The sequence below is a fragment of the Streptomyces sp. NPDC020780 genome, assembly GCF_044334475.1.
GTDB lineage: Bacteria > Actinomycetota > Actinomycetes > Streptomycetales > Streptomycetaceae > Streptomyces.
Genome location: NZ_JBIRTB010000011.1, coordinates 31,042 through 52,324, shown reverse-complemented (window position 1 = coordinate 52,324; position 21,283 = coordinate 31,042). Strand labels below are relative to the sequence as shown.

Sequence of the window (21,283 nt, the reverse complement as noted above, 5' to 3'; positions counted from 1 at the left end):
CGCTACGAAGGTCATCCATGCCCGACAGCCAAACCTCCGCACCCCGCGGCGGGGTCCGCCTTGCGCGCGGAGCATCGCCGTGGCTCCTGCCGACCGTCGCCACCGCGGCCCTCAGCCTCGCCCGGTCCCGCCGGTCCGGGCGCTGGGCCGCCGTGGCCGTGCCCACCACCGCGCTCGCGGCGGGCATGCTGTGGTTCTTCCGCGACCCCGAGCGCGAGATCACTCAGGGCCGGGTCATCTCGCCGGCCGACGGCGTGGTGCAGAGCATCATGCCGTGGAAGGACGGACGCACCCGCGTCGCGATCTTCATGAGCCCCCTCAATGTCCACGTCAACCGGGCACCGCTGGCCGGCACCGTGACATCGGTGGAGCACATCCCGGGTGGGTTCGTCCCCGCGTTCAACAAGGAGAGCGAGAACAACGAGCGCGTTGTCTGGCACTTCGACACCGAGCTCGGCGACATCGAGATGGTGCAGATCGCGGGAGCGGTCGCCCGTCGTATCGTGCCCTACCTCCCGCAGGGCACCAAGGTGGAGCAGGGCGAACGCATCGGTCTGATCCGCTTCGGCTCGCGCGTCGACATCTACCTTCCGGAAGGTGTCGAGGTCGCGGTCGAGGTCGGACAGGCCACCACCGCGGGGGTGACTCGAATTGACCGTGATTGATCCGGATACACAGGCCGGCTGGGTTCCGGAGGCCGCGGAGGACGAGGACGCCGACGGTACGCAGGACATGCCCCTGTCGATGAGGCTGTCGATAGCGGACACCCTCACCCTGGGCAACGCCACCTGCGGCTTCATGGCGGTGTACTTCACCACCACGGGGATCCTCATCCCGCACCTCACCGGCAGCGACGAGTCGGGCATGGCCCGGCACTCCGCCGCCACCGCGGTGATCCTCATGCTCATGGCGGCCGTGTTCGACCTCTTCGACGGGCTCGTGGCGCGCAAGCTGCGGTCCTCGCCGATGGGGGCGGAGCTGGACAACCTCTCCGACCTGATCAGCTTCGGGCTCGCCCCGGCGTACTTCGTCCTTGTCTACGGCATGGTCGCGGACGACGCGCACCAGAGGGTGTCGGCGCTCGCGGCGATCGTGGTGCTGCTGGCGGTGGTGCTCAGGCTCGCCAGATTCTCCTGCGTGACCTTGAAGGACGGCATGTTCCAGGGCATGCCGAGCCCGTTCGGGGCGCTCACCGTCGTCTCCATCGTGCTCCTGGAGCTGCCCTTCGTGCCGACGCTGCTCGCGATCATCGGAGTGGCGTGGCTCATGGTCAGCAGGGTCGAGTACCCGAAACCGCGCGGCGTCCTGGCGGTGGCGATGCTCAGCTGGATCGTGGCCGCGATGGGGCTGCTGGCCGCCTGGGCGTTCGACGCCCCCGGTGGTCAGCTGCTCCTGCAGACCGGCTGCGCGCTGCAGGTCGTGCTGGGTGCGGTCATCCCGCTCTTCGCCACGGCGCGGCGGGTGAACACCTTCCGCGACAACCGGCGTGAGGCTCGGGCAGCCCAGCTTCCCTAGGTCTTCGGTCCGGATCAGGCCCGGTCAGCCGGCCCGGCCTGATCCGGACGACAGGCCCAGGACCCGACGGAACACACCACGCGAGGGCCCGGATGCTCCCCAGCATCCGGGCCCTCGTGCGTCTCCACGGATTGCTGTGTCCTGAGTAGGCTGGGGGCGTATGGTCCGGTATATGCCGTATTCCGTAGCGGATACCCAGCCGCCCGCCGTCGGGAAGGGTTGAGAGCGTGCAGGACCGAGCCGCCTCCGCCGCCGCCCAGGGTTCCGGCACCGAGTTCCTGGACAGCGCCGTCGCCCATGTCCTGCGGGAGACCGGTGCCTCGGTGGCCATGGTGTACCTGCTGCCGGGGAACGACAGCTCGCTGCAGCTGACCGTGCTGTCCGGAGTCCCCGCCCAGCTGGCCACTCCCTGGACGCGGGTCCCGCTCGCCTCCCCGATGCCGGTGGCTGACGCCGTACGCCACCGGACGTTGATCTGGCTCGGCAGCCAGGAGGAACTGGCCCGCCGCTACCCACGTGCCGCACTCGTGCTGCCCTACCAGTTCGCACTGGGCGCCGCCCCGATCCGTACCGGCGCGACCGACCGGGGCGGGCTCGTCCTGCTGTGGCCCGGCTCGCACCCCGACGAGCTGGCGCCCGAGGAGCGGCAGGCCGTGGTCAACGGCTGCCACGGCATCGGCATGCTCCTGCAGCAGGCGGAGAGCAGCGGATACCCGGTACACCCGGGGAGCCGGCCCCGGGTGCTGTCGCCGCCGGCCCCGCCGGCTCCCGGACCTGTGGAGAGCGCTGCGGCCATGGAATTCGTCCAGCGGCTTCCCGGCGGGAGCTGCGCGCTGGCCCTGGACGGCACCCTCACGTTCATCAACGACGCCGCGGCCGCTCTCCTGGGGGCTCCCGCCACCGAGCTGCTGGGCGAGCTGCCGTGGGTGTCGCTGCCCTGGCTGGACGACCCGGCCGTCGAGGACCACTACCGCGCCGCGATCATCAGCCGCCAGCAGACGTCTTTCACCGCCCTGCGGCCCCCGGACCGGTGGCTGGACTTCCACCTCTTCCCGAACGCCACCGGCATCAGCGTCCGCGTCCTGCCCGCCAGAAGACCGGACTCGGCCGGCGAACCGCCACCGTCGCTGCCGACGCCCTCACCCGCGCCGAACCGGGCGACCGCTCTGTACCACCTGATGCACCTGGCGGCCACGCTCACCGAGGCGGTCAGCACCCAGGACGTGATCGAGCTGACCGGCGACCAGCTCCTGCCGGCCTTCCGCATCCAGTCCCTCGTCGTGCTGACCTCGACGCAGGGGCGGCTGCAGATCGAAGGCCGCAGGGGCAGCCAGCCCGGGCTGATGGACCGCTTCGACGGCGCCCCACTGACCATGGACAACCCGGCCGCGCACGTGCTCACGACCGGCGTCCCCGGCTTCTTCTCCGACTTCACGGAACTGGCGCGCGCCTACCCCGCCGCGCACCTCCGCGACGCCGTCGCCGCGTGCGCGTTCCTCCCGCTGATCGTCTCCGGGCGTCCGGTGGGTTCGCTGGTGCTCGCCTACGACCGGCCCCACACCTTCGAGCCCGAGGAACGCGCCCTGCTGTCCTCGATCGCGGGTCTGCTCGCCCAGGCCCTCGACCGTGCCCGCCTGTACGACACCAAGAACCAGCTCGCGCACAGCCTCCAGGCCCACCTGCTGCCGCACACCCTGCCTCGGATCCCCGGCCTCGATGTCGCCGCCCGCTACGTCCCGGCCACCAGGGGGGTGGGTATCGGCGGGGACTTCTACGACCTGATCCGGCTGGACGAGACGACGGCGGCGGCGACCATCGGGGACGTACAGGGCCACAACGTGAACGCCGCGGCGCTGATGGGGCAGGTCCGTACCGCGGTGCACGCCTCGGCCGGTGCGCCGCCCGACGAGGTGCTCGCGCGGACCAACCGGCTGCTCACCGATCTCGATCCGGGTCTGTTCACCAGCTGCCTGTACGTCCACCTGGACCTGTCGGCGCACACCGCCTACCTGGCGACCGCGGGCCACCCCGCACCGCTGCTGCGGCACCCCGACGGGGGCACCGAGTCACTTTCGCTGCCTCCGGGGCTCCTGCTCGGCATCGATCCGGCGTCCCGGTATCCGACGGCCGAGATCCCGCTGCCGCCCGGTGCGGCGCTCGCCCTGTTCACCGACGGACTGGTGGAGGCCCCGGGGATCGATTTCGACGACGCGACCGCCTCACTGGCGGAGCACTTCGCCCTGGCGCTGGACCGGACCATGGACGAGGTCGCCGACACGCTCGTGCGGTACGCCGAGCGCTTCACGCCCGGCAGCGACGACATCGCCCTGCTGCTCATCAACGCGCTGCGGACGGAGGGCTGACGACCGGACCGGGCAGACGTTCGTCCTGTGTGGAGTCCCGGGGCGCCGAGGCGGTGGGATTCATCGGCCCCCCAGGACAGCCCTTGCGGCGGAACCAGCCCTGGGATCAGCCGCCGTACAGGTCGGTGAGGCTGAGGCCCGTGGTGCTCGCCGCGCCGCCGAGCCTGACCTGGTGGTCGAGGCCGACGAACTTGCCGCCCGACTGCCAGAGGGCGGGCTTGAGCATCGCGTACTTCGCCTCGTCCCACGTCGCCCAGTCGTAGCCCAGCAGCCCGCCGGTGTCACCGGAGTTGGGGTTGACGCACCAGAAGGTCTGGTGGATCCCGTTCTCCACGATCAGATCGCGCAGCGCCGTCATCCACTTCTGGTTCGGGCCGTTGTCGAGGTGTCCGCCCCACTCGCCGATGAGCAGCGGTGCGGTGCCGTTCTTGTGCAGGAACAGCCAGTTCGGGTCCCAGACGTCACGCTCCAGCGTGGTGCGGTCCCACGTGCCCTGGAACCAGGGCTGCTGGTAGACGAGGGGGCCGTAGTCGTGGGGGGAGTAGACCAGCTGGTCCTGCTGCGCGCCGAGGTCCACCGGGTGGTCCCTGGCTCCCCGCAGGTTTCCGCCCCACCACATGCCGTGGTAGTCCGCGGCCGCGGTGGAGGACCAGTTCGCGCCGTCCTTGGGGTAGATCTCGATGCCTTCGCACAGGACGAGGACGTCCGGGTTGACGGCGAGGATCCGCCGGCCGGCGGTCTGGCAGGTGTACTTGAAGTTGTCCTGGTCGGTGGAGCCGTCCCACTTGGCCCGCGGGCTCTCGGACTGCGTGCCGTGCGGCTCGTTCTTGATGTCCATCGCGACGAGCGTGTCGTCGGTCCGGTACCGGGCGGTGACCCACTCCCAGGCGGAGTAGAACTGCTCGGTGGTGATCGCACCCTTCCACCACACGGGATACACATGGCCGGAGTTGTCGGCCTCCGCGCTGTGGACGTCGAGCATGACCTTGATGCCGTACTTCTCGGCCACGTCGAGGAAGGCGTCGAACACCCCCAGGGTGGTCAGGTCCTTGAGCTCGGGATTGGCCCAGGTGTTGACCGCACTGGAGACTGCCGCCTGCCCGTTCTTCCACTCCAGCAGGAGCTGGGTGGAGATCGGTACGCGCAGGATGTTGATGCCCCGCTCCGCCATCTGCCGCGTGATCGTGTCCAGGTTGGCGGACCACAGGCCGTGGAAGACCCGCTCGCCCGTGTTGAAGCCGAACCAGTTGGCGCCGGTGAGCCAGACCCGGTTGCCCTGCTTGTCGACGATGCGGTTGCCCTCCGTGTGGAGCCAGTCGTCGCCCGCCGCCGCCGCGGGGGCGGCGCGGGGGCGGCGGCCGGAACGGATGCAGGCACCGCTGCCGCCGCCTGCGCGCCCGTCGGGCCCGACAGCGCCATCAGCACCGCGGTCGCCGTCACGGCGGCGGCGAGGGCCGCGCCCAGCCGCTTTCTCATGGGTGACTTCATCCGTCGTCGCCTCTCGTGGGGTAAGGCAGGCAGAGGGTCTTGGGAGCGCTCCCATTCGTTGTTCACATGAAGCCAGGGGGACGGAGGGACTGTCAATGGGCATGTCAAACTTCACCGGCGAAGCGAGGGTCGGTGCGCAGGCGGGCCGGACGGGCCCTCGCAGAGGCGTACGCACCGCGGTGGTCATTCCCGTGTCCCCCAGTGGGCCTGGACGTCGGCCGGATCGTGCTCGACCCTGGCGGGCGTCCCACCGGCGATGCCTCGCCCGAAGTCGACTACGGTCACCGCGTCCGCGAGCCGGCGGGCGGCCCCGGCGGATGCCGGAACGGACCTCCGGCAGCGCGCCACCACGAGCCGGAGGAAGAATCCGCGCAAGGGCGCGGGAGCGAGGCGACGGGGGCTGCGGGAGGACCTTGGGGCATCGCCGCAGGGGTGCACCGCTGGACGTGGACGGTCCGGCCCCGGGTGCCGGGGCTGGCACCCGGGGCCGGACCGGTGTCAGGACAGGAAGTCGCGGGCGATCGACTCGGCCACGCGTTCCAGCAGAGGACCCGCCTGGGCCATGGAGACCGCCGGGTCGGGTTCCAGCTCCGCCAGGGCGTACGCCCGGCGGATGCCGGCCCTGCCCAGGGCCTCTGCCGGCAGGGCGAGGCGCCCGCACACGGCGACTACCTCGACGCCCGCCGCGCGGGCCGCGGCGGCCACACCGGCCGGGGCCTTGCCGTGCAGGGTCTGCTCGTCGAGCGAGCCCTCACCCGTGACGACGAGGGTGGCCCGGGCGAGCGCCGGGGCGAAGCCCAGGACGTCGAGCATGACCTCGATGCCGGGCCGGAAGCATGCGCCCAGAGCGACCAGGGCGCCGTAGCCGATGCCCCCGGCGGCGCCGGCTCCGGGACGCGCGGCGTGCTCCGGCCCCAGCACGGAGGCGTAGCGGGTGAGTGCCGCGTCCAGGACGGCGATGTCGTCCTCGGTGGCGCCCTTCTGCCGCCCGTAGACCTCGGGCGCGCCCTTCGGCCCGGTCAGCGGGTTGTCCACGTCGCTGGCCAGGATCAGGTCGATGTCCGCCAGCCGGGGGTCCAGGCCCGACAGGTCAGCCTCGGCCAGCTCCGCGAGCCCTCCGCCGCCGGGGCCGACGGGCTTGCCGTCCGCATCCAGGAAGCGGGCCCCGAGCGCGGTGAGCATGCCCGCGCCGCCGTCCGTCGTGGCGCTGCCGCCGACACCGAACACGATCGTGGTGGCGCCCGCGTCGAGCGCGGCCGCCAGCAGTTCGCCCGAGCCGTACGTGGTCGCCGTGAGCGGGGCGAACTCCCCTGCGGGCAGGTGCTGGAGGCCGGAGGCCTCCGCCATCTCCACGACGGCCGTGGTGCCGCGTACCGCGTACGCGGCGGTCACGGGGGTGCCCAGCGGCCCGGTCACCCGCGCCTCCCGGCACTCGAATCCGGCGGCCACCGCCGCCGCGACCGTGCCGTCGCCGCCGTCCGCGACAGGCAGCGTCTCGACCCGTAGGCCGGGCACGACGCGCCGCAGTCCGGCCTTCACCCGCTCCGCGACCTGTACGGCTGTGAGCGAGCCCTTGAACTTGTCCGCCGCGACGAGCACGCGTGCGGTCTTCACTGCTCCGTCCGTCACCTTGCATCCCTTGCTTTCGAACAGGCAGTCGCGCCGCCCCGACCCTATCCGCCCCACCCCCGGTCTGCCCATGGCTGTCCGAAACCGCGCCGCCCCCGCTGAGCTGCCCCTACGCCGCCCCAGGTGCGGAGGGCGACGGGTCACCGCAAAGTCGTCGGACTCCACGGCACGGCAGGCGAGGTGGCCGGTACCCGGTGCCACGCCAGGGCTCCGGCGGGGCACGCCCTGGCCCGGGTGGAGGCCGAATGAGAGCGGTCCGCCGTGCACGGTCTGCGGCGGGGGTCCTGAAGGCGTGCACAATCCGCGGCGGGGTCCTGAAAGCGGCGACGGTCATGTTCGGCGAGCGCCTCGACCCGCGGGACCGGCCGGAGCGAGCGTGATCATCAAGGGGAGCCAGGTGCCCATCGCGGTGGGGACGGCCTCGCAGACGCAGCCCACCGCCTCGCCGGCCACATCGCGGTGGAGCACGGGGCCGGCTCCTCGCCGTGAACGCGGAGCCGACCCCGTACGACGACCTGCCAGGGAGAGACGCGCGCACCCATCGAAACGGCCGCTCCCGGCCCTGCTGGAGCGGCCGGCCGCCGAGGGCTGGGCCGGGCCCGCACGGGTCAGTGATCCAGTTCCGCCTGTACGCGGCGCGAGGGGCGGAAGACGTAGAGGTCGAGGATGTCCGGCGGGTCCGCTGCCCCGGGTCCGCCCTCCCGCGCCCAGGTGACGATGTCGTCGACGGCGTGGGGGTCGTTGACCAGCCCCAGCCACACCGGGCGGCCACCGGCCCGGCGGCCCTCCGCCGACGGCTGTACGACGATGACGTTGCCCCGTTCGCAGGCGTCGAGGCACTCCACGGCGCGCACGGTGGCGCTTCCCTCGAGGGACCGCCGCAGTTGCGCCAGCTGCCCGGAGTGGTCCACCCCCGGGATCTTCGGGGTACCGCAGCAGCAGCCACGGCAGACGCTGACGGTGGGCCGGGGCGGCCCCGGTTCGGCGGCGGTCCGGCGCGGGCGGCGGCTCATGCGGGGGCACTCCCGGTGGTGGCGGCGGTGATCACGGCAAGGGTACCGAGCGCGCCCCGGATGCCCGGTGGGGTAGTGTTGACGGCTGCGAAGGGGAGTAGCCCCGCAAACCGGTCGTCGACATACTGGAGCCTCCGGGTTCCCGGTGGCCGGGCTCGTATGCGTTACGGGCGGGCGAGACCTTCGGTCAGGTATGACACGCCCGCGCCCTGCGGGCGCTGCGGTCATGCCGGGCCGAGTGGTCCTCCGAGAGCCCGAGTGGCGCTTCGCGGAAGGCCCGGGGCCCGGCTCTCACAGAAAGCCACCCGGAATGCATCTCGACCCCCTGGCGGTCCTCACCGCCTTCGGGCTGATCTTCCTCGCGGAGCTCCCCGACAAGACCATGTTCGCCTCGCTGGCCATGGGCACCCGAATGCGCCCGCTCTACGTCTGGTTCGGCACGTCGTCCGCGTTCGTCGTGCACGTCGCCATCGCGGTCGGGGCCGGCGGACTGATCGGCCTGCTCCCCGACTGGACCGTCAAGCTGGTCTCGGCCGCCCTCTTCGCCTTCGGCGCGTTCATGCTGCTGCGCAGCGGTGGCGGTGACGAGGAGGACGAGGACGAGATCCGGACCGTGATCGGCTTCTGGCCCGTCTACTCGACGGCGTTCATGGCGGTCTTCATCAGCGAGTGGGGCGATCTGACGCAGATCACCACCGCCAACCTCGCCGCGAGCAACGGCACCTGGTCGACGGCCGTCGGGGCGGCCGCAGCCCTGATGTCGGTGTCCGCGCTGGCGCTGCTGGCCGGCCGTTTCATCGCCAAGCGGGTGCCGCTGAAGACCGTTCAGCGCATCGGCGGCCTGTGCATGCTCGCCCTCGCGATCTGGTCGGTCGTCGAGATCTTCACCGGCTGACCCGAGGGGCGGGGCGGGGCCCTGAGCGGCGGGCTCCCGCCCGGGCCCGCCCACCCGTCGGCCCCGCAGCGGGGGCGGCGGGGACTCAGAACAAGGCCGGGGTCTCGCCGTCCGTCCCCCGCTCGAAGGCGAGCAGTCGTCGCTTCCGCTCCAGTCCGCCGCCGTATCCTGTGAGGCTTCCCGACGCCCCGATGACGCGGTGGCAGGGGACGATGATCCCGACCGGGTTCTTGCCGTTGGCCAGGCCCACCGCGCGCGAGGCGCCGGGCTTGCCGAGGTCCGCGGCCAGTTCGCCGTACGACCGCGTCCCGCCGTACGGGATGCGCCGCAGCCCGGCCCAGACCTCACGCTGGAAGGCCGTGCCGTGGAGGTGGAGCGGCAGGTCGAACTCCGTCAGCTCACCCGCGAAGTAGGCGTCGAGCTGGCGGACGGTCTCGGTGAAGGGCCGGTCGTCCGGGTCGCCGAAGGTCTCCTCCGGCGGGCGGTGCCGCTGTCCGGTCATGTAGAGCCCGGACAGCACACCGCCGGTGGCGACCAGGGTGAGCGCCCCGTACGGGCTGTCGACGACGGTGTGCTGCCTGGTCGTCGTGGAGGGGGTGGTCATGGTGCGTCCTCACTCCGCCAGGCGGGCAGGTGGTTGATCGGGTGGTCGTCGACGGTCCACAGGTACTGCACGGCGTAGGCGCGCCAGGGGCGCCACCGCGCGGCGCGCGCGGTGAGGGCTGCCGGGGTCGCGGGCAGTCCGAGCCGCTCGGCCCCCCGGCGGATGCCCAGGTCGGTGGGGAGGAATGCGTCCGGGTCCCCGAGGCCGCGCATCGCGATCACCTCCGTCGTCCACGGCCCGAACCCCGGCAGCGCGCTCAGCTCGCGCCTCGCCCGCTCCCAGTCGGTGCCCTCCCCCAGGTGCAGGGACCCGTCGGCGAGGGCGGCCACCAGGGTGGTGAGGGTGGTACGGCGGCTGCGCGGCAGGGCGAGCGCCTCGGGGTCGAGTCCGGCCAGTTCCTCGGGGGCGGGGAAGAGGTGGGTCAGCCCGCCCTCGGGGTCCTCGACCGGTGTGCCGTGCGCGGTGACCAGACGGGCCGCGTGAGTGCGGGCGGCGGCGGTGGAGACCTGCTGGCCGAGCACGGCGCGTACGGCGAACTCCGCCGCGTCGACCGTGCGCGGTACCCGGCGCCCGGGGCCCGCCTCGACCAGCGGGGCGAGCAGGGGGTCGGAGCGGAGCTGGTCGTCGACGGCGACCGGGTCGGCGTCCAGGTCGAGCAGCCGGCGGCACCGGCTGATGGCTCGGGTCAGGTCGCGGGGGTCGCTGAGGGAGAGCCGGCAGGCGATGTGGCCGGGCTGCGGAGACAGCGCCACGATGCCGGGTCCGTGCGGGAGGGAGAGCGTGCGGCGGTACGCACCGGCGCGCCATTCCTCGACGCCGGGGACGGCGGTCGCGGCGAGGTGGCCGAAGAGGTTGCCCGGGTTGAGCGGGGCGCGGTAGGGCAGCCGCAGGGCGATGACCCCGGGGGTGCCGGGAACCTCGGCGCCCCGTGTCGCCCTGGTGCGCAGTTCCCCCGGGGACAGGGCGTAGACCTCGCGGACCGTGTCGTTGAAGGCGCGGATGGAGGCGAACCCGGCCGCGAACGCCACTTCGGCCATCGGCAGGCCGGTGGTCTCGATGAGTACCCGTGCGGTCCGGGCCCGCTGGGAGCGCGCCAGCGCGAGGGGTCCGGCCCCGAGTTCGGCGAGGAGCTGGCGCTCGATCTGCCGTGCGGAGTAGCCGAGCCGCGCGGCGAGCCCGGGTACGCCCTCGCGGTCCACGACGCCGTCCTGGATGAGGCGCATGGCCCGCGCCACGGTGTCGGCGCGGGCGTTCCACTCCGGGGAGCCGGGGCTGGTGTCGGGGCGGCACCGCTTGCAGGCCCGGAACCCGGCCTGCTGGCAGGCGGCGGCGCTCGGGTAGAACGTCATGTTCCGGGCCTTGGGCGGCACGACGGGGCAGCTGGGCCGGCAGTAGATCCGGGTGGTCAGGACGGCGGTGAAGAACCAGCCGTCGAAGCGGGCGTCCTTCGACCGGACGGCACGGACGCAGCGCTCGGTGTCGGTGTGCATGAGTCCAGCATCCGGCAGTCGCTGCGGTCACGGCTGGCGGAAATCCGACATGAGCCTCGCGCTGCCAGGGCTTGCCCGGCCGTCGGCGCGGGGGGAGGAGGCGGGCCTGGCCGGGGCTTCGCGGTCGGCTGTTTCCTTCGCCGCTCTCCCACCCGGGTGTCAGGTACGACCCGGGGCCAGGTCCTCCCGCCCGGCGGGAATCCTTGCCCGCGCACGGGCGAGCAGGGCGGCCGGGTCCGCGTCGGCCTGGAGGGACTTGAGCATCAGCAGCCACCACTGGTCCAGCCGCTCGCTCCAGGCTTGTCCGCCCGGCGCCTCGTCGGTCAAGGTGCAGTGCCCGAAGAAGGCGCAGACCAGTGTCACGGCCGTGGCCGAGGGTTCGACCCCCTCCGCGAGTTCGCCTCTTCTGCGGGCCTGGGCGAGAAGCCGGGTGGCAGCCAGCGCCCAGACACCGAACGGCGTGGGCACCGTGGCCTCGATGCCGCGGCGCTCCGCCCACAGCCGGACGCCGGCCCGGGCCACGACGTCCTCGCTGAGGGACCTGGCGACGCCGAAGCTGAGGGCGATCAGCTTCTCCAGCGGAGGAACGCCCGGCGCGGCGTAGGGAGCGGCGAGCTGCGGCCAGGAGGCGAACCGCTCGCGGACCACGGCCAGTGCCAGCTTCTCCTTGCTGGAGTAATGGAAATAGATCGCTCCACTGGTTTTTCCAGAGTGATCACTTATGTCATTGACACTCGTTCCCGCATATCCCCGTTCGACAAATAGATGTGCTGCCGATTCCAGCAATACTCTGCGGGTTGCACGCGCCCTGTCCTGCACTTCAGTTCCACCTTCGCTCATACGTACTACCACGACGACGGGAAAGTCGGGCCCTCCCGGCGGAGGACGCAGTCGCATCGCGCGAAGATCTTATTATTTCCTCGTCCGGCCGCACGCGTGGCCACCTTTGTGCAATCCGGCTCCCTGCCGTGAAGAATCGTTTCACCGACCGGGGAAACCAGGCCGGAACCGAGGAACCGACGAAGCTGAACCGCCTCTCACCAGGCATGTCACCCGCGCCTCGGGCATCCAGGCTTCCCCTCCCGGACCGCACACCGATGCCGGCCGCCTTCATCCGGGCGCTTTCTTCCCACTCGAATTGGTGATTGCGCACATCGAAGCGCCCTAATTAACGTAACCGCCACGATGTTTCGCATCGACCGGAACTGACGGCCCACGTCAGGACGGCGCACCTACGGCGCGCTCAGCCATGTCCACGGGGTCAGCAGTCGTGGAGCATCGCTCGTTTCCGCTTCTTCCCGCGAGTGGATCACCCCTCCCGGCACCTGCCTGCGCCTGTGCACGAACCGGTCGGCGCAGCCTCCGAGAACGGCAGCAACATGACAGCTCATCGCATCCTTTCCTGGTCCCCGTCCGCCATCGTCTTCGACTGCGACGGGACCCTGATGGACACCGAAAGGCACTGGCAGGAAGCCCGGAACATCACCTTCCGAGTCTTCGGGCTGACTCCACCCGCCGGCTTCGCCGACCGCGCCAAGGGCGTGCACTACACCGAGTGCGGCGCGCTCATGGCCGAGGAGACCGGCAAGCCGGACCTCGTCGACGGCCTCACCGAGACGCTCCTCAGCACCTTCACCTCACTGGTCGACGAGGACCCCGTCACGATGCCGGGCGCCGCCGCGCTGGTCCGGCAGACCGCTCGCCACCGCCCGCTCGCCGTGGCGAGCAACTGCCCCCAGGAGATGGTGGAAGGGTGCCTCGGCAGGGCCGGCCTCCTGAGCCACTTCGCCCACGTGGTGGTCCCGGGCGGGGAGGTACGGCCCAAGCCGGAGCCCGATGTCTACGCACTGGCCGCGCGGCTCTGCGGCGTACCGCCCGAGGAGGCTCTGGCCGTGGAGGACTCCCTCACCGGGATGGAGTCGGCCCGCCGGGCGGGGCTGCGGGTCATCGGCATCGGACCACGCCCGCCGGGGGCGGACGCGGAGCGGGCGGACCTGTGGGTCGCGAGCCTCACGGACCCCGAGCTGCTCTCGTGGGCCCGCAGCCGGATCGGCGAGTAGAGCCGGGCCCGCCCCGGCACGCGGCCGTCCGGCCCGGGAGCCACGCGGCTCCCGGGCCGGGCCCGCTCGTCACCCGGAGGTCAGATGGGGGGCGAGGGCCCGCACTTCTTCGCCTGCGGAGGCGAAGAACAGCGCGATGCCCACCGCTCCGGGGTCCGGGATGCCCGTCGCCCGTTCACCCAGGTAACTCGCCCGCCCCATGCGTGCCGTCAACACCGCAGTGTCCCGCACTCCCCGCCACGCTCCGGCCGCCGCTGTGGCCAGAGCTGCCGCGGGCGGCGCGTCCGCCGCCGCCCGCAGCGCGTCGACGGCCGGGGACAACGCGTCGACCAGGGTCTTGTCCCCCGGCGAGGCATCACCCACACGGCGGATGGCCGCCAGTCCCTCGGCGGCGCCTTCGGCGAGCACGGCCGTCGTCAGGTCGGGCCCGGACCGGGCGGCGGCCCGGCTCAGCGCCTGGAACAGCAGACCGAACAGGGGGCCGCTGGTACCCCCGATCTCGTCGAGGAAGGCGGTGGCCATGGCGCCCATGACCTCCGCCGGGCCGGACCCCGCCCCCGCCCGCTCGAGCAGCGGGCCTGCGGCCCGGACCCCGGCGGCGAGATTGGTCCCGAAGTCACCGTCACCCGCCTGCTGGTCGAGCGCGGTCAGTTCGTCCTCGGTGGCGTACACCGATTCGGCGAAGCGATGTGTCCAGTCACGGGTCTGCGCGGCGTCGAAAGCGGGGATCGTCATCGTGCCCTCCTCGTGCTCCTGCCCACCGGTTGCCGGGAACCCGGCCCGCCGGGTGCTCACCAGCGCAGTGCCGGGGTGTGGACCGGCGCGTCGTAGAACGTCAGCGTGACCGGGTCGGCGACCATGAGGGTGAGCGAGAAGCCCCGCATGTCGAGTGCCGTGACGTGGTCGCCGACGAGGTGCCGGGCGAGCCGCACCCGACGGGCGTCCAGCACCCGGCCCAGTTCGCCGAAGATGCCGTACAGCTCGAGCGAGGTGACCGAGCCCAGGCCGTTGACCAGGGCGACGACGGGCTCGTCGGGCCCGGGCCGCAGGGCGTCCAGCAGTGCGCCCGTCATGTCCTCCACCAGTGGGCCCACCTGACCCTGGCTCCGGGTGCGATCGGCGCGTTCGCCGTGGATCCCGACGCCGTACTCCAGTTCGCCGAGCGGCAGCGCGAAGGCCGGCTCGCCGGTGGCCGGCGCGTGGTGGGCGGCGGACGCGGCGGCGAGCGTACGGCACCGGCCTGCCAGGGCGGTGCCGAGTTCCACCAGTTCCGTATGTCCCATCCCGGTGTCCGCGGCGCCGCCCAGCACCTTCTCCAGCAGCACCGTGGCACCCGTGCCACGGCGCCCGGCGGCGACCCCGTCGGAGTCGGAGGCAAGGTCGTCGTCGACGAGGACGCGCGAGCAGGCGATGCCCGCGTCGGCGAGCCGCTCCGCGGCGATACCGAAGTTGATCCGGTCCCCGGTGTAGTTCTTGACGAGGTGCAGCACACCTTCCGGCCCCGCCACGGCCAGGGAGGCCCGGAAGATCTGCCGGTTGTGCGGGGAGGCGAAGATCCTGCCGGGGCAGGCGGCGTCCAGCATCCCCGCACCGACGTACCCGGTGTGCATGGGCTCGTGCCCCGAACCACCGCCGGACAGGAGGCCCACCCGCCTGGCCGGCGAAGGGTGCCGGGCGGTGACGTATCCGTCGACGGAGTCGTACTCCACGAGGTCCGCATGAGCGCGGGCGAAGCCGGACAGGGCGTCGGGGACCAGTTCACCGGCGCCGTTCTCGAAGTACCTGGCCATACGCGGCACCCCTTCCGTCCCCAGCCGCGAGGCCGGGCGAGTCGGCGTCCGGACGAGAATTCCATGGTGCGGGTGACGATGCGCATACGGCAACTCGCGCAGCGTATCGACCGGCTGCGGTAAGACTACCCGACCAACGGCAGCCAGTCTCTAGCGCCGGAGCACCTTGCGCGAAGGCAGGCAAACGGATGAATTTGCATGGCGTGCATTTTTGCATAGCATGCATCTTTGTGACCCTTCCGGAAGACCCACCCCTCGGTCTGCGCGAACGCAAGAAGCGCGCGACCCGCGACGCCCTCGCCGACACCGCGCTGCGCATGGCGGCCGAACGCGGCCTCGAGGAGGTGACGGTGGAGGCGGTCACCGCGGAGGTCGGCGTCTCGGTGCGGACGTTCTTCAACTACTTCGGCCATCTGGACGACGCGATCCTCGTCGCCGACCCCGACGGCCCCGAACGCATCCGCCGGGCGATCACCGAGGCCCCCGCGGGAGGCACCACCCTCTCGGTGCTGCGCGAGGCGCTCTCCGCCGAATTGACCCACATCGAGGTCAGTCACGAGCGCTGGGAACTCCAGTGCACGGTGCTGGAGCACACCCCGTCGCTCTTCCCCCGGTTCCTCGCGGCGCACGGCGCCGACCAGCAGGTACTCATCGCCGCGGTGGCCGAGCGGCTGGGCGTGGGGGTCGACACGGATCTGCGGCCACGCCTCCTGGTGCACACCACCCTGGCCGCGGTGAGGTCCGCCGTCGAACTGTGGACCGCCACCGGACGCGGACGGCCCCTCAAGGCCTTCTACGACGAGGCGTTCACCGAACTCACCGCCGCGCTGCGCGGCTGACGGCGCCCCGGCTCTGTCGGCCGGCGCCACCACCCGGGACGGCCCCGCCCTCCACTCCCGAAGCAACCGCCCCTCAGAGAACCGAGGTACGCCACCGATGTCCGCTGCCGTGACGCCCGCCCCCGAGGCGCCTCCCCCCATGACGAGACGTCAGATAATCCAGGCCATGTCCGGCCTGATGGCCGGGATGTTCGTCGCCATCCTCGCGTCCACCGTCGTCGCCAACGCCCTGCCCCGCATCATCACCGACCTGCGCGGCAGCCAGTCGTCGTACACCTGGGTGGTCACGGCGGAGCTGCTCGCCATGACCGCCACGGTGCCCATCTGGGGCAAGCTCTCCGACCTCTACGACAAGAAGCTGCTCATCCAGCTGTCGCTGGGGATGTTCGTCGTCGGCTCGCTCGTCGCCGGATTCTCGGACAGCGTCACGGTCCTCATCATCAGCCGTGTCGTCCAGGGTATCGGCGCCGGCGGTCTCACCGCGCTCGCCCAGGTCGTGATGGCCTCGATCATCCCGCCACGTGAACTCGGGCGCTATTCAGGCATATTCGGCGCCGTGTTCGCCGTCGGCACCGTCGCCGGCCCGCTGATCGGCGGCGTGCTGGTCGACACCTCGTGGCTGGGCTGGCGCTGGTGCTTCTTCATCGGCGTGCCGTTCGCGCTGCTCGCGATCGTGCTGCTCCAGCTCACGCTCGACCTGCCCGTCGTCCGCCGCAAGGTGAAGATCGACTATCTCGGCGCGTTCCTCATCATGGCCGGTGTGAGCGCCCTGCTGCTGTGGATCACGCTGGCGGGCAGCCAGTTCGACTGGTGGTCATGGCAGACCGGGGCCCTCGTCACGGCCGGTGTCGTGCTGATCGTCCTGGCCGTCCTGGTGGAGTCCCGGGTCGAGGAGCCGATGATCCCCCTGGACATCTTCCGTAACCGGACCGTCGCTCTGACCACCGTGGCGAGCCTCCTCGTCGGTGTGGCCATGTTCGGCGGAACGGTCTTCCTCTCGCAGTACTTCCAGATCTCGCTCGGCAAGTCGCCGACCGCCGCCGGACTGATGAGCCTGCCGATGATCCTCGGTCTGATGGTCTCCACGACGGTGGCCGGCCAGATCATCACCAGGACGGGGAAGTGGAAGGGCTTCCTGATCGCCGGCGGCGTCATCATGACCGCGGGCATGAGCCTGCTGGCCACGATCGGCACGGACACCCCCTTCTGGCTCCTGGCCCTGTACATGGCGGTGCTCGGCATCGGGGTCGGCATGCTGATGCAGAACCTCGTGCTCGCCGCGCAGAACGACGTGCCGGCGGCCGAACTGGGCGCCGCCACCTCCGTCCTGTCCTTCTTCCGCAGCCTCGGCGGCGCCATCGGCACCAGCGCGCTCGGTGCCGTCCTGGCCCACCAGGTGACGAAGGAGCTGGAGAAGGGTCTCGGCGGTGCGGCGGCCGCGGGGGGCGGCGGCAGCCACGCCATCCCCGACCTCACGACCCTGCCCGCTCAGGCGCGCGAGGTCGTGGAGCAGGCCTACGGCCACGCGACCGCGGATGTCTTCCTGGTCGGCGCACCGTTCGCGTTGCTGGCGCTGGTGGTGGTGGTGTTCATCAAGGAGAAGCCGCTCAAGACGCAGAGCGGTCTGGAGCGGCTGGCCGAGGAGAGCAAGCAGCCCCTGACACCGTCGCACTGACTCCGCGCGGGTGCCGGACCGCCGGAAGGCTGACGCGGCCCGGCACACCGGCCGATGGAAGGCGGGCGCGGAGGCCGTCGACCTGCGCGCACAGGGCTCTGTCCCCCTTACGGGCCCGCTCCGTTCCCCCTCGTTCACGGTCGGCGCGGGTCCCTTCCCCTCTACGGACCTGTCGCCGGCCCCCCTCGTCCACCCGGGCGGCCGCGGGCTCCCACGGCCGATCACCGTCCTTCACCGGCCATGCGCGGATCTCTCCCCCTGCGGACCTGTCGCCGGCCCGGCCACCGGGGAGGCGCGGGTCTCTGTCTCCCCCGCCTGCCTCCCTCACTCGGCCCGCAGCCGCCGCCATACCGCCTTCGCCGCATGATGGCCGGACATGCCGTGCACCCCGGGTCCCGGCGGAGTGGCCGAGGAACACAGGAACACCGCGGGGTGCGCGGTCGCGTACGGTACGCGGGCGAGCTTGGGCCGGATCACCGTCTGGAGCCCTGCGAACGCCCCGGTGGCGATGTCCCCGTCGACGTAGTTGGCGTTGCGCGCCGCGAGCTGGGGCGGGCCCGCGACCGAGCGCGCGAGGACGAGATCACGGAAACCCGGGGCGAACCGCTCCAGTTGACGCTCGACGACCTCGGTCGCGTCCCCCTCCCAGCCCGCCGGGACGTGGCCGTACGCCCAGAAGACGTGGCGGCCCTCGGGCGCGCGGGACGGGTCGACCAGGCTCGGCTGGGCGGTGATCAGGAACGGGACGCTCGGGTCGCGGCCCGTCACCGCGGCACGCAGGGCGGAGTCGATCTCACCGGCCGTGGGGCCCAGGTGCACGGTGCCGGCCCGGCGGGCCTCCGGCGCGGTCCAGGGAACGGGACCCGACAGGGCGTAATCGATCTTGAAGCAGGAGGCGCCGTAGCGGTAGCGGCGGTAGGCGCCGCCGAGCCCGGCGATCCGGGCGAGCGCGGCCGGTGAGGTGTCGAAGACGTACGCGCGGGCGGGCGGGAGCTCGTCGAGGCGCTTGACCTCCGTGCCCGTACGGATGGTGCCTCCCTGTTCGCGGAGGTAGGAGGCGAGGGCGTCCGAGATGGCCTGCGAGCCGCCACGCGGCACGGGCCAGCCCTTCTCGTGCGCGGCGAGCGCGAACAGCAGGGCGATCCCGGTCGTGGCGATCCCGCTGGTCGGCGCGATGGCATGCGCGGCGAGCCCGGCGATCAGCCCGCGCGCCTTCTCGCCCCGGAAGCGCCGGGAGGCGAGCGTGGCGGGCTGGAGGGCGTCCAGCCCGAACCGCACCCAGCGGTACGGGTCCCGGGGCAGCCCGTCCCAGGGGGTGCGCAGGAAGTCCTCGGCGAGGGTGTCCCAGTGGCCGAGGTAGGGCGCGACGAATCTGCGGTACGCCCCCGCGTCGTGCGGGCCGAGCGTCATGGCGCTCTCCCCCACCGACGTGGTGAGGACGGCGGCGGAACCGTCGGGGAAGGGGTGCGCAAGAGCCAGCGGCGGCTGTACCCACTCCAGGCCGTGGCGGGCCAGCGGCATGGCCGCGAAGGCGGGCGAACCGATCGCCAGCGGGTGCACGGCGGAACACGGGTCGTGGCGGAAGCCGGGGAGGGTGAGCTCCTCGGTGCGCGCACCGCCTCCGACCGTCTCCATGGCCTCGAAGACCTCCACGGCGAAGCCGCGGCGGGCCAGTTCGGCAGCGGCCGTCAGACCGTTGGGTCCCGCCCCCACGACGACGGCATCCAGCATCGATGGCACCTTCGGACTCCTTCGTCAGCCGACGGCCAGGACGTCCAGGATATTCGGGCGCACCGACAACGGGGCCGCGGGTACTGTCCTGTCCGATGAGCAGCGACCCGGCACTCCCTCCCGCCATCGCGTCGATGGCCTCCCGACTCGCCCGGCAGCCCGGTGTCAGGGCCGTCGTCCTGGGCGGCAGCCGGGCCCGTTCCACACACCGCCCGGATTCGGACTGGGACCTCGGCGTCTACTACCGCGGCGACCCCGACATGGCGGGGCTGGCCACCCTGGCGTCCGAGGCGCAGGGCTCCCCCGTCGAGGTGGCCGGTCCGGGCGGCTGGGGTCCGTGGGTGAACGGGGGCGCGTGGCTGACGGTGGACGGGCTCGCGGTCGACTGGATCCTGCGCGACCTGGACCGGGTGGAGGCCGTCTGGTCGGACTGCCGTGAGGGGCGCTTCGAGGTGGGCGTCCAGCCGGGCCACCCGCTGGGCTTCTGGTCCCCCTGCTACGCCGGCGAGGTGGCGCTCGGCCGCGTACTCCAGGACCCCCACGGCGAGTTGGCGTTCCTTCAGGAGGAGACCCGCACCTATCCGGAACCCCTGCGCCGGGCGCTCGTGGAGGCCGCGTGGGAGGCGGACTTCTCGGTGGCCGCGGCCCGCAAGTCGGCCGGGTCCGGGGACACGCTCCACGTGGCCCTCTGCCTGTCGAGGGCGTTCGGCGTTCTCGCCCAGTCCCTCCATGCCCACCACCGTGTCTGGTGCCTGAATGAGAAGGGCGCCCTCGCGGCGGCGGCCGCTCTTCCGGACACGCCCGAAGGCTTCACGGGCAGGGTCTCGGGCGCCCTGCGTGCCCTGGATCCGGACGCGGTGGAGACGGCGGCCGGTGTCGTACGGGAGGTGCGGGAGGTGCTCGTCGGGCCGTGAGTCCCGGGCCGGGCGGGACGCCGCGGACCGGCCCGGGGCCCGCGGCTCAGACGCCGGCGCGCAGGGCGTCCAGGACCCGTTGCGCCGTCGCCGCGTCGCGCGCCGCCGTGAACGGCAGGTCGTTGCCGCCGGTGAGGCGGTACGGGGCGCCGGAGAGCGTGGACTGGGCGCCGCCCGCCTCGGTGACCAGGAGCAGGCCCGCCGCGTGGTCCCAGGCGAACTCCCAGTTGAAGGCGACGGCGTCCTGCGCGCCGCTGGCGACGGCGAGGTATTCGAGGCCCGCCGATCCGCACGCCCGGGCGTCGATGCCCTCGGTGTGCAGGCCGAGCAAGGCCCGCTTCTGGGCGTCGGAGGTGTAGTCCGGGTGGGACATCGCCACCCTGAGCACGGCGCCGGGCGTGGGCGAACCGCTCCGCAGGGGGGCGCCGTTGAGCGTGGCGCCCCTGCCCCGTACGGCCACGGCCCACTCGCCCAGCACGGGGGCGTACGTCCACGAGGCGAACACCTCTCCGTGGTGCGCGAGCGCCACCAACGTGCAGAAGCCGGGTTCGCCGTGGACGAACTGGCGGGTGCCGTCGACGGGATCGACGATCCACACGGGGGCGTCGCCGCCCAGTGCCTCGTACACCGCCGGGTCGGCGTGCACCGCTTCCTCGCCCACGACGACCGAGCCGGGCAGCAGCCTGGTCAGCGAGGCGGTGAGGTGTTCCTCGGCGAGCCGGTCGGCGGCTGTCACGAGGTCGTGCGGGCCGCTCTTCTCGACGATCTCGTGCGCGGCGAGCTGCTGGTAGCGCGGCAGGATCTCGTCGGCGACCGCGGCGCGCACCGCCGCCTCGACCTCGGTCAGGTGTCCGGCGCTCTCGGCAAGGAAGTCATCGATCATGCGTCCAGCTAAGCACGCGGGGCCGCGCTGTTCCCCGGAGGGCACTCAGCGGCCGACGGCGGTACCCCTGCATGCCACGCGAGTTGGCGGCGGCCGACAGCACCCCGGTCGTCCCGGGCGACGGTCGGTTCCCCCGCCCCGGCCGCCTTGGGGCCCATGACGCGCAATCCGGAGGCGACGGCCCGGACATGCTCGCCGAGGACGGGCGTGCGGCCTCCGGGGCGGCCGGGGCGCAGCTCGTGGGAGGCGTCGGCCGTGATCAGTGCGCGTCGCGCGGCGTTGTACCGCTCGGAGAGCAGGTAGGCAGGTAGGCAGGTAGGCAGGTAGGCAGGTAGGAGTGAACAGGTCCGGGGCAGGAAGGGGGCGGTTCGGCCGAACCTTGTGTTGGTGGGGG

The 21,283-nt window shown here is 72.3% G+C and carries 18 protein-coding genes and 2 pseudogenes; 8 read left to right on the top strand and 12 right to left on the bottom strand.

Annotated elements, in window-relative coordinates; genetic code table 11:
- Window positions 1–17 precede the first annotated feature (17 nt).
- The 3 genes from ACH4VO_RS22040 to ACH4VO_RS22030 all read left to right on the top strand — a co-directional run bounded on the left by ACH4VO_RS22040 (window position 18) and on the right by ACH4VO_RS22030 (window position 3,878).
- Complete coding sequence (locus ACH4VO_RS22040) at window positions 18–665, top strand: phosphatidylserine decarboxylase (RefSeq protein WP_069169610.1); 648 nt, start codon at window positions 18–20, stop codon at window positions 663–665.
- Window positions 652–1,515, top strand: a complete 864-nt coding sequence (pssA, locus tag ACH4VO_RS22035) for a CDP-diacylglycerol--serine O-phosphatidyltransferase (RefSeq protein ID WP_360992428.1) — start codon at window positions 652–654, stop codon at window positions 1,513–1,515. Before ACH4VO_RS22040 ends, pssA begins: the two co-directional genes overlap by 14 nt.
- A gap of 227 nt (window positions 1,516–1,742) precedes the next feature.
- Window positions 1,743–3,878, top strand: a complete 2,136-nt coding sequence (locus tag ACH4VO_RS22030) for a GAF domain-containing SpoIIE family protein phosphatase (protein WP_360992431.1) — start codon at window positions 1,743–1,745, stop codon at window positions 3,876–3,878.
- Between the two features lie 106 nt (window positions 3,879–3,984).
- Here ACH4VO_RS22030 and ACH4VO_RS22025 read toward each other — a convergent pair whose 3' ends face one another.
- The 4 genes and pseudogenes from ACH4VO_RS22025 to ACH4VO_RS22010 form a co-directional block, all read right to left on the bottom strand.
- The gene (locus ACH4VO_RS22025) at window positions 3,985–5,421 is read right to left on the bottom strand and encodes a glycoside hydrolase family 5 protein (protein WP_360992434.1); all 1,437 of its coding nucleotides are present in this window, start codon (window positions 5,419–5,421) and stop codon (window positions 3,985–3,987) included.
- Window positions 5,422–5,549: 128 nt separating this feature from the next.
- A pseudogene (locus tag ACH4VO_RS22020) lies at window positions 5,550–5,678 on the bottom strand (ABC transporter ATP-binding protein); the annotation flags it as partial.
- A 186-nt stretch (window positions 5,679–5,864) separates the two neighbouring features.
- Window positions 5,865–6,980, bottom strand: a complete 1,116-nt coding sequence (locus tag ACH4VO_RS22015) for a glycerate kinase (RefSeq protein ID WP_360992554.1) — start codon at window positions 6,978–6,980, stop codon at window positions 5,865–5,867.
- Window positions 6,981–7,603: 623 nt separating this feature from the next.
- Window positions 7,604–8,008 (bottom strand): (2Fe-2S) ferredoxin domain-containing protein, encoded by a 405-nt coding sequence (locus tag ACH4VO_RS22010; protein ID WP_360992437.1) that lies wholly within the window; start codon window positions 8,006–8,008, stop codon window positions 7,604–7,606.
- Between the two features lie 310 nt (window positions 8,009–8,318).
- Here ACH4VO_RS22010 and ACH4VO_RS22005 point away from each other — a divergent pair, with 310 nt between their 5' ends.
- Window positions 8,319–8,903, top strand: coding sequence for a TMEM165/GDT1 family protein (locus ACH4VO_RS22005; RefSeq protein WP_360992440.1), 585 nt, complete (start codon window positions 8,319–8,321; stop codon window positions 8,901–8,903).
- A gap of 85 nt (window positions 8,904–8,988) precedes the next feature.
- On the opposite strand, the gene ACH4VO_RS22000 is transcribed toward ACH4VO_RS22005, so the two are convergent.
- The 3 genes from ACH4VO_RS22000 to ACH4VO_RS21990 all read right to left on the bottom strand — a co-directional run bounded on the left by ACH4VO_RS22000 (window position 8,989) and on the right by ACH4VO_RS21990 (window position 11,837).
- Window positions 8,989–9,507 (bottom strand): methylated-DNA--[protein]-cysteine S-methyltransferase, encoded by a 519-nt coding sequence (locus ACH4VO_RS22000; RefSeq protein ID WP_360992443.1) that lies wholly within the window; start codon window positions 9,505–9,507, stop codon window positions 8,989–8,991.
- Window positions 9,504–10,997 (bottom strand): AlkA N-terminal domain-containing protein, encoded by a 1,494-nt coding sequence (locus ACH4VO_RS21995; RefSeq protein ID WP_360992446.1) that lies wholly within the window; start codon window positions 10,995–10,997, stop codon window positions 9,504–9,506. Before ACH4VO_RS21995 ends, ACH4VO_RS22000 begins: the two co-directional genes overlap by 4 nt.
- A 159-nt stretch (window positions 10,998–11,156) precedes the next feature.
- Window positions 11,157–11,837, bottom strand: coding sequence for a ScbR family autoregulator-binding transcription factor (locus ACH4VO_RS21990; protein ID WP_360992449.1), 681 nt, complete (start codon window positions 11,835–11,837; stop codon window positions 11,157–11,159).
- Between the two features lie 539 nt (window positions 11,838–12,376).
- Between ACH4VO_RS21990 and ACH4VO_RS21985 the strand changes: the two genes are divergently transcribed.
- The gene (locus ACH4VO_RS21985; RefSeq protein WP_360992452.1) at window positions 12,377–13,057 is read left to right on the top strand and encodes an HAD family phosphatase; all 681 of its coding nucleotides are present in this window, start codon (window positions 12,377–12,379) and stop codon (window positions 13,055–13,057) included.
- Between the two features lie 69 nt (window positions 13,058–13,126).
- Here the strand turns inward: ACH4VO_RS21985 and dhaL are convergent, their stop codons facing one another.
- Entirely contained in the window at window positions 13,127–13,792 is a 666-nt protein-coding gene (gene dhaL / locus ACH4VO_RS21980; protein WP_360992455.1) for a dihydroxyacetone kinase subunit DhaL, read from the bottom strand.
- 56 nt (window positions 13,793–13,848) lie between these two features.
- Window positions 13,849–14,847 carry a dihydroxyacetone kinase subunit DhaK gene (locus tag ACH4VO_RS21975; RefSeq protein ID WP_360992459.1) on the bottom strand — a complete coding sequence of 333 codons (999 nt, stop codon included), beginning with the start codon at window positions 14,845–14,847 and terminating at the stop codon, window positions 13,849–13,851.
- A 230-nt stretch (window positions 14,848–15,077) separates the two neighbouring features.
- Between ACH4VO_RS21975 and ACH4VO_RS21970 the strand changes: the two genes are divergently transcribed.
- On the top strand, window positions 15,078–15,686 hold the full coding sequence (locus ACH4VO_RS21970) for a TetR/AcrR family transcriptional regulator (protein WP_360992462.1): 609 nt from the start codon (window positions 15,078–15,080) through the stop codon (window positions 15,684–15,686).
- A gap of 97 nt (window positions 15,687–15,783) precedes the next feature.
- Window positions 15,784–17,361, top strand: a complete 1,578-nt coding sequence (locus ACH4VO_RS21965) for an MDR family MFS transporter (protein WP_360992465.1) — start codon at window positions 15,784–15,786, stop codon at window positions 17,359–17,361.
- 324 nt (window positions 17,362–17,685) lie between these two features.
- Here ACH4VO_RS21965 and ACH4VO_RS21960 read toward each other — a convergent pair whose 3' ends face one another.
- The gene (locus ACH4VO_RS21960; RefSeq protein WP_360992467.1) at window positions 17,686–19,101 is read right to left on the bottom strand and encodes an NAD(P)/FAD-dependent oxidoreductase; all 1,416 of its coding nucleotides are present in this window, start codon (window positions 19,099–19,101) and stop codon (window positions 17,686–17,688) included.
- Between the two features lie 86 nt (window positions 19,102–19,187).
- Here ACH4VO_RS21960 and ACH4VO_RS21955 point away from each other — a divergent pair, with 86 nt between their 5' ends.
- On the top strand, window positions 19,188–20,006 hold the full coding sequence (locus ACH4VO_RS21955) for a nucleotidyltransferase domain-containing protein (RefSeq protein ID WP_360992469.1): 819 nt from the start codon (window positions 19,188–19,190) through the stop codon (window positions 20,004–20,006).
- A 46-nt stretch (window positions 20,007–20,052) separates the two neighbouring features.
- Here the strand turns inward: ACH4VO_RS21955 and ACH4VO_RS21950 are convergent, their stop codons facing one another.
- Together ACH4VO_RS21950 and ACH4VO_RS21945 are read right to left on the bottom strand one after the other, a co-directional pair.
- Window positions 20,053–20,889, bottom strand: a complete 837-nt coding sequence (locus ACH4VO_RS21950; RefSeq protein ID WP_360992472.1) for an inositol monophosphatase family protein — start codon at window positions 20,887–20,889, stop codon at window positions 20,053–20,055.
- 110 nt (window positions 20,890–20,999) lie between these two features.
- Window positions 21,000–21,188 (bottom strand): annotated as a pseudogene (locus ACH4VO_RS21945) (gamma-glutamyltransferase family protein); the annotation flags it as partial.
- Window positions 21,189–21,283 lie beyond the last annotated feature (95 nt).

Excerpts from the sequence above, each read along its gene's own strand:
- ACH4VO_RS22040 (WP_069169610.1), top strand. The coding sequence starts at position 18 with ATGCCCGACAGCCAAACCTCCGCACCCCGCGGCGGGGTCCGCCTTGCG.
- ACH4VO_RS22025 (WP_360992434.1), bottom strand. The coding sequence starts at position 5,421 with ATGGGAGCGCTCCCAAGACCCTCTGCCTGCCTTACCCCACGAGAGGCG.
- ACH4VO_RS22010 (WP_360992437.1), bottom strand. The coding sequence starts at position 8,008 with ATGAGCCGCCGCCCGCGCCGGACCGCCGCCGAACCGGGGCCGCCCCGG.
- ACH4VO_RS22005 (WP_360992440.1), top strand. The coding sequence starts at position 8,319 with ATGCATCTCGACCCCCTGGCGGTCCTCACCGCCTTCGGGCTGATCTTC.
- ACH4VO_RS22000 (WP_360992443.1), bottom strand. The coding sequence starts at position 9,507 with ATGACCACCCCCTCCACGACGACCAGGCAGCACACCGTCGTCGACAGC.
- ACH4VO_RS21995 (WP_360992446.1), bottom strand. The coding sequence starts at position 10,997 with ATGCACACCGACACCGAGCGCTGCGTCCGTGCCGTCCGGTCGAAGGAC.
- ACH4VO_RS21990 (WP_360992449.1), bottom strand. The coding sequence starts at position 11,837 with ATGAGCGAAGGTGGAACTGAAGTGCAGGACAGGGCGCGTGCAACCCGC.
- ACH4VO_RS21985 (WP_360992452.1), top strand. The coding sequence starts at position 12,377 with ATGACAGCTCATCGCATCCTTTCCTGGTCCCCGTCCGCCATCGTCTTC.
- dhaL (WP_360992455.1), bottom strand. The coding sequence starts at position 13,792 with ATGACGATCCCCGCTTTCGACGCCGCGCAGACCCGTGACTGGACACAT.
- ACH4VO_RS21975 (WP_360992459.1), bottom strand. The coding sequence starts at position 14,847 with ATGGCCAGGTACTTCGAGAACGGCGCCGGTGAACTGGTCCCCGACGCC.
- ACH4VO_RS21965 (WP_360992465.1), top strand. The coding sequence starts at position 15,784 with ATGTCCGCTGCCGTGACGCCCGCCCCCGAGGCGCCTCCCCCCATGACG.
- ACH4VO_RS21955 (WP_360992469.1), top strand. The coding sequence starts at position 19,188 with ATGAGCAGCGACCCGGCACTCCCTCCCGCCATCGCGTCGATGGCCTCC.
- ACH4VO_RS21950 (WP_360992472.1), bottom strand. The coding sequence starts at position 20,889 with ATGATCGATGACTTCCTTGCCGAGAGCGCCGGACACCTGACCGAGGTC.